The 6,727-nt window shown below is 62.9% G+C and carries 6 protein-coding genes; 2 read left to right on the top strand and 4 right to left on the bottom strand.

The features are described from left to right. Positions 1-131 precede the first annotated feature (131 nt). Both RR51_RS17410 and RR51_RS17405 read left to right on the top strand, forming a co-directional pair. Positions 132-758, top strand: a complete 627-nt coding sequence (locus RR51_RS17410; protein WP_039614236.1) for a riboflavin synthase — start codon at positions 132-134, stop codon at positions 756-758. 10 nt (positions 759-768) lie between these two features. Then, positions 769-1,470 (top strand): YoaK family protein, encoded by a 702-nt coding sequence (locus tag RR51_RS17405; protein WP_013972898.1) that lies wholly within the window; start codon positions 769-771, stop codon positions 1,468-1,470. Here the strand turns inward: RR51_RS17405 and proP are convergent, their stop codons facing one another. The 4 genes from proP to gabP all read right to left on the bottom strand — a co-directional run bounded on the left by proP (position 1,471) and on the right by gabP (position 6,687). After that, positions 1,471-2,973: a glycine betaine/L-proline transporter ProP gene (gene proP / locus RR51_RS17400; protein WP_038409740.1), complete on the bottom strand. Its 1,503-nt coding sequence runs from the start codon at positions 2,971-2,973 to the stop codon at positions 1,471-1,473. Positions 2,974-3,132: 159 nt separating this feature from the next. Continuing rightward, positions 3,133-4,107: a porphobilinogen synthase gene (hemB, locus tag RR51_RS17395; protein WP_013972900.1), complete on the bottom strand. Its 975-nt coding sequence runs from the start codon at positions 4,105-4,107 to the stop codon at positions 3,133-3,135. 207 nt (positions 4,108-4,314) lie between these two features. Beyond that, the gene (locus RR51_RS17390) at positions 4,315-5,208 is read right to left on the bottom strand and encodes a PA4780 family RIO1-like protein kinase (RefSeq protein WP_039614235.1); all 894 of its coding nucleotides are present in this window, start codon (positions 5,206-5,208) and stop codon (positions 4,315-4,317) included. Between the two features lie 87 nt (positions 5,209-5,295). Continuing rightward, the gene (gene gabP / locus RR51_RS17385) at positions 5,296-6,687 is read right to left on the bottom strand and encodes a GABA permease (protein ID WP_039614234.1); all 1,392 of its coding nucleotides are present in this window, start codon (positions 6,685-6,687) and stop codon (positions 5,296-5,298) included. Between the last annotated feature and the right edge of the window lie 40 nt (positions 6,688-6,727).

The raw sequence follows: 6,727 nt of genomic DNA, 5'->3' as shown, positions 1-6,727 counted from the left end.
GGGTCACCTCCAGCTGACAAAGTGCGCCGTGCCTGTGGGTTTCCAGTGTCCAGACCAATGGCTGGCTTGCTTTTACCGCTCCACGGGCATAGCGTTCGGAGGTTTTCTTTTCCGTGCCCAGGAGCAACTCCATGTACACCGGCATCGTCCAGGCCGTCCGCCCTCTGCTTGATGTGACCACCTACCCGGGCCACAACCAGTTCACCATCGACCTCACCCCCGAACTGCTCGACGAGTTGAAGATCGGCGCCAGCGTCAGTGTCGAAGGCACCTGTCTGTCGGTCACCGAGATCAACGGCACCCAGGTCAGGTTCGACGCCATGACCGCCACCCTCGAGCGCACCAACCTGCGCAACTTCAAGGCCGGCCAGGGCGTCAACATCGAACGCTCGGCGAAGATGAACGCCGAAGTCGGCGGCCACCTGATGGCCGGCCACATCGCCACCACCGCCGAAATCGTCGAGCTGTCGATCAAGGAAACCGGCGCCTACATCAAGTTCCGCATGCCACCGGAATGGGGCAAGTACGTATTCCCGCGCGGTTTTATCGGGGTCAACGGCTGCAGCCTGACCGTAGCCGATGTCGAGGACAATGTGATCACCATCAACCTGATCCCGGAAACCCTGCGCCAGACCACCTTCCCCAGCTACAAGGCCGGCGAGCTGCTCAATATCGAAGTGGACCATCAGACAATGGTGCTGGTCGATGTAGTGGAGCGCACCATCAAGAGCACCCTGGCCCGCGAAATGCCTCGCTGAGTTCCCGAGGATGCTGCCCAACACCCTTCCCGCGCGCACAGCCAAGCGGCTGCGCCTGCAGATTCTGCGTGGTCGTGTCGGCCTCGGCCTGGTCGCCGGCCTGTCCGTACTGGCCGGCATGACCGATGCCATCGGCCTGCTGGCGCTGGGCGACTTCGTGTCATTCATGAGTGGCAACACCACGCGTCTGGCCGTCGCCATCAGCGATGCGGACCTGGCCCTGGTGCTGCGCCTGAGTGCTGCCGTGCTGAGCTTCGTCATCGGCAACGCCCTGGGCGTGCTGCTGGCGCGCGCGTTCCGCCGTCGGGCCTGGCCGGTGCTGCTGGTGGTCGCCGCCCTGCTGGGCTTTGCAGCCGCATGGCCCTTGGCAGCGACCTTGCCCGCGCTGCTCGCCGCCACACTGGCCATGGGCATGATCAACGCCGTGGTCGAACAGGTGAACGGCCTGCCCATCGGCCTGACCTACGTCACCGGTGCCCTGTCACGCTTCGGTCGTGGGCTGGGGCGCTGGCTGCTGGGCGAGCGGCGCAATGGCTGGCGGGTGCAACTGGTGCCTTGGGCCGGCATGCTGCTGGGCGCCGCGCTGGGTGCCTGGCTGCAGCACCACCTGGGCCTGCAGGCGCTAGCCGGCAGCTGCTCGCTGGCCTGCGTGCTGGCCCTGGTGTCGCGGTTCATTCCACGAACATGGCAGCGTGGCTACATGCCACACTGATCACTCGATGCGCGGGTGCTGCTGCACCAGCAACTTGCGCTTGGCCTCCAGTTCGGCAATCTGCGCATCGATGTCCTCTATCCTTTGCTCGATGTTGTCGTGGTGCTCCTGCAGCAGCTCACGCGCTTCCTCGATATCCGATGCTGCCGGTGCCGCGCCGCGCAGCGGCTTGTTGGCGGTTTCCTTCATGGTCAGGCCGGTGACCAGCCCCACGGCGGCGATCACCATCAGGTAATAGGCCGGCATGTACAGGTTGCCAGTACTTTCTACCAGCCAGGCGGCGATGGTCGGGGTGAGGCCGGCGATCAGCACCGAGATGTTGAAGGCGCTGGCGAGGGCGCTGTAGCGGATATGCGTGGGGAACATTGCCGGTAGCGTCGAGGCCATCACGCCGATGAAGAAGTTCAGCAGCACGGCAATGATCAGCAGCCCGGCAAAGATCACCCCCAGTACGCCGCTGTTGATGAGCATGAATGCCGGAATGGCCAGCGCGAACAGGCCGACGCTGCCGACGATGATGAACGGTCGGCGGCCGAACTTGTCGCTGAGCAGCCCGATCATCGGTTGCACGAACAGCATGCCGACCATGATCGCGATGATGATCAGCACGCCATGGTCTTCGCTGTAGTGCAGGTTGTGCGACAGGTAACTGGGCATGTACGTGAGCAGCATGTAGTAGGTGACGTTGGTGGCGATCACTACACCGATACAGGTCACCAGGCTGCGCCAGTGTTGGGTGGCGACCTCCTTGAAGGACACCTTGGGCCCGGACGCCAGGCCTTCGCGGTCGCCCTGCTCCAGCTTGTCGACATGCTGCTGGAAAGCCGGCGTTTCCTCCAGAGCATGGCGCAGGTACAGGCCAATGATGCCCAGCGGCAAGGCGAGGAAGAACGGCAGGCGCCAACCCCATTCGAGGAACTTTTCCTCACCCAGCACCGTAGAGATCAACACCACCACACCGGCACCCAGCACGAACCCGGCAATCGAGCCGAAGTCCAGCCAACTGCCGAGAAACCCCCGTTTTCGGTCCGGGGCATATTCGGCGACGAAGATCGACGCGCCGGTGTACTCGCCCCCCACCGAGAAGCCCTGGGCCATCTTGGCCAGCAGCAACAGGATCGGCGCCCAGATACCGATGCTGGCATAGGACGGTATCAGGCCGATGGCAAAGGTGCTGAGCGACATGATCACGATGGTCGCAGCGAGGATTTTCTGCCGCCCGAACCGGTCGCCCAAGGCACCGAAGAACAGCCCGCCCAGAGGCCTGATCAGAAACGGCACCGAGAACGTGGCCAACGCCGCGATCATCTGCACGCTTGGGTCGGCATTGGGGAAGAAAACCTTGCCCAGGGCGTAGGCGACGAAGCCGTAGACGCCGAAGTCGAACCACTCCATGGCATTGCCCAGTGCCGCCGCGGTGATTGCCTTGCGCATCTTGCCGTCGTCGACGATGGTGATGTCCTTCAGGCCGATTGGCTGGATGCTTTTCTTGCGAGGTTTCATGTCCGTATCCCTGTCGATGAATGCTCTAAGGGATGAGATACGACGGGACACTAAATAATTCAGCGCTTACGGGTTTTTTGTATTTTTCCTCACCGGTTGCGGCGCAGGCAAAGAAAAGCCGCTGCGATGGCAGCGGCTTGCATGGGCAACAGCTCGAGGTCAGATGCCTTCGCGGGCCAGGTCCATGGCGAAGTAGGTGAGGATCAGGTCGGCACCGGCACGCTTGATCGCGCCAATGCTTTCACGCACCACCCGGCCTTCATCGATGGCGCCAGCCAGGCCACCGAACTTGATCATCGCGTACTCGCCGCTCACCTGGTACGCCGCCAGCGGCAGGCGCGAGGCTGCACGGATATCGGCGATCACGTCGAGGTAGGCACCGGCCGGCTTGACCATCAGTACATCGGCGCCTTCCTGCTCGTCGAGCAGCGACTCGCGCACGGCTTCGCGGCGGTTCATCGGGTTCATCTGGTAGCTCTTGCGGTCGCCCTTCAGCGCGGTACCACCGGCTTCACGGAACGGGCCATACAGCGACGAGGCGAACTTGGTGGAATAGGCCATGATCGCGGTGTCGTGGAAGCCGGCACCATCCAGCGCGCTGCGGATGGCCTGGACCTGGCCGTCCATCGCCGCTGACGGGGCAATGAAATCGGCACCTGCAGCAGCGGCGATGACCGCCTGCTTGCCCAGGTTGGCCAGGGTGGCGTCGTTGTCCACACCGTGGTCGTGCAGTACGCCGCAGTGGCCGTGGCTGGTGTATTCGCAGAAGCAGGTGTCGGACATCACCACCATTTCCGGCACGGTGTCCTTGCAGATGCGTGACATGCGCGCGACCAGGCCGTTTTCGTTCCAGGTGTCGCTGCCGACGGCGTCCAGGTTGTGCGAAACGCCAAAGGTCATCACCGACTTGATACCAGCGCGGGCATAGCGCTCGATTTCCTGGGCCAGCAGCTTCTCGGGAATGCGGTTGACGCCCGGCATGCTGGTGATCGGCACGAAGTCATCGATACCCTCTTCGACGAAGATCGGCAGGATCAGGTCTTCAAGGCGGAACTCGGTTTCCTGGAAGATCGTGCGCAGGGATTCGTTCTGGCGCAGGCGGCGTGGACGAACGGACGGGAATTGGTTGGACATGACAGCTCCAGGGAATTTGAACGGCGTATACCTTATGCCTGTCGCGCGCCAGTGAAAAGGCCGGATGACGAGATATTGTCTTGCGTCAAAGGCAATGGCTGCATTTTTTCTGTGCCGGCCTCTTCGCGGGTAAACCCGCTCCCACAGGATTCGCGCTGTACTTGTGGGAGCGGGTTTACCCGCGAAGAGGCCAGTGCAGGCAACCTATTACTGCAGCCAGGGCGGCGCAGGCTCCTCTGCCCTGGCCACCCCTGCCTCAGCCTCGGCCCGCGCGGCGCGCCGGCGCGCATCATCCAGCCGGGCCGCATCGATCTCGCGCATCACCCCGGCCACGTCAGCCGCATGCTCGTCATCCTCGAACAACCCCGTCAGCGGGCTGTCCGGGCGCAGTTCGCCCGCCTCGTACAAGGCCCACATTTCCTGCGCATACCGGGTACTTTTCAGCTCCGGCGCAAAGCGCCCGAAATAATGGGCCATGTTGGCCACATCGCGCTGCAGCATGCTGAAGGCATGGTTGTTGGCCGCTGCATCTACCGCCTGCGGCAAGTCGATGATCACCGGCCCGTCCGGGCCAAGCAGCACGTTGAACTCCGACAGGTCGCCATGCACCAGCCCGGCACACAGCATCAGCACGATCTGGCGAATGACGAAGGCATGGTACGCCCGGGCTTCCTCGGCTTCGAGGTGTACGTCGTTCAGGCGCGGGGCCGCGTCACCGTCGGCATCGGTCACCAGCTCCATCAACAGCACGCCGTCCTGGAAATCGTAGGGCCTGGGAACCCTCACGCCAGCGCCGGCCAGACGGAACAGCGCCGCCACTTCGGCGTTCTGCCAGGCGTCTTCGGCTTCCTTGCGGCCGTACTTGCTGCCCTTGGCCATGGCCCGGGCCTGACGGCTGTTGCGAACCTTGCGGCCCTCCTGGTACTCGGCAGCCTGGCGGAAACTGCGCTTGTTGGCTTCTTTATAAACCTTGGCGCAGCGCACCTGGCTGCCACAGCGCACCACATACACGGCGGCTTCCTTGCCATTCATCAACGGCCGCAGTACTTCGTCGACCAGGCCGTCTTCGATCAGGGGTTCGATTCTTTTGGGTGTCTTCATCAGGCTGCGTTCGGGGTCCTGGCTGTGATGGCGGACATCCTCTCACAGCCTGATGCGACTTGCTCGTCTGTCTTCAGGCCGAGCGACTCAAGCGCCCTGCCGTACGCTGCCAACCACCGCCTCGCGCGCCCGGCGCCGTGTGACCAGAAGGCCCGAACACACCACCAGTACCGCCAGCACCATGGTCGATACTACTTCCAGACGGTGATCCGGGCGGAACAGCATCAGTACCAGCACGCCGCTGATGAACAGGATCACGCCCCAGGTCAGCCATGGGAACAGCCACATGCGGTAGCCCAACGTCTTGCCCTGTGCAGTCAGGCGCTGACGCAGGCGCAGCTGGGAAACGGCGATCACCAGATACACCAGCAGGGCAATGGCGCCGGAGCTTGCCATGAGGAAGCCGAACACCTTGGCCGGGACCAGGTAATTGGCAATCACCGCCAGGAAAGCTGCGCCTGTGGACAGCAGCACAGCCACCACGGGGGTGCCGCTGCGACTGGTCACCTGGGCACAGGCCGGCGCATCACCGCGGCGGCTCAGCGAGTAGACCATGCGCGAAGCGGTATACAGCGACGAGTTGAGGCAACTGGTCACCGACGTCAGCACCACGAAGTCGATGATGGCCTTGGCATTCGGCACGCCCAGGGTGTCCAGCACCGTGACATAGGACCCTTCGGTGGCCAGGCGCGGGTCAGTCCACGGCACCAGCGCGATGACGATGAAGATCGACAGGATATAGAACAGCGTGATCCGCCAGATCACCGAGTTGGTGGCCTTGGAAATATGCTTGCCCGCTTCATCCGATTCGGCTGCGGCAATGGTCACCACTTCGGCGCCGAGGAACGAGAACATGGTAATCAGCATGGCGCTCAGCACCGCACCAAAACCGTTGGGCATGAACCCGCCACTGTCCCACAGGCGGGACACGCCGCTGACACCGGAGCCTGGTAGCAAGCCGAAGATGGCGCATACCCCCAGCGCGATGAAGCCGACAATGGCCACCACCTTGACCAACGCCAGCCAGAACTCGAACTCACCGTAGTTCTTCACGCTGAACAGGTTGGTGGCGGTCAGCAACAGGGTAATCACCAACGACAAGACCCAGATCTCCAGCTGCGGGACCCAGGAATTGATGATGGTGGCGGCGATATTGGCCTCAATGGGGATGATCAGTACCCAGAACCACCAATACAGCCAGCCGATGGTGTAGCCGGCCCACTTGCCGATGGCGAGGTCGGCATAGGTAGAGAACGAACCGGTGTCCGGTGAAGCAACGGCCATTTCGGCCAGCATGCGCATTACCAGCACCACCAGCGCGCCGGCCAGGATATAGGCCAGGATGGTGGCGGGCCCTGCCTCGGCAATCGCACGGCCGGAGCCGACGAACAGGCCGGCACCGATCACGCCGGCAATGGACAGCATGGTGACATGCCGGGATTTCAATCCATGACTCAAATTGTTCTTGTGGGTTTGCATGGCGCTACCTTGTTGTTTTTGTCATGCCCACGCTGGGGCC

The sequence above is a fragment of the Pseudomonas sp. C5pp genome, assembly GCF_000814065.1.
In the GTDB taxonomy this organism is placed as follows: Bacteria; Pseudomonadota; Gammaproteobacteria; order Pseudomonadales; family Pseudomonadaceae; genus Aquipseudomonas; species Aquipseudomonas asiatica.
This window is presented reverse-complemented; position numbering and strand designations above follow the sequence as displayed.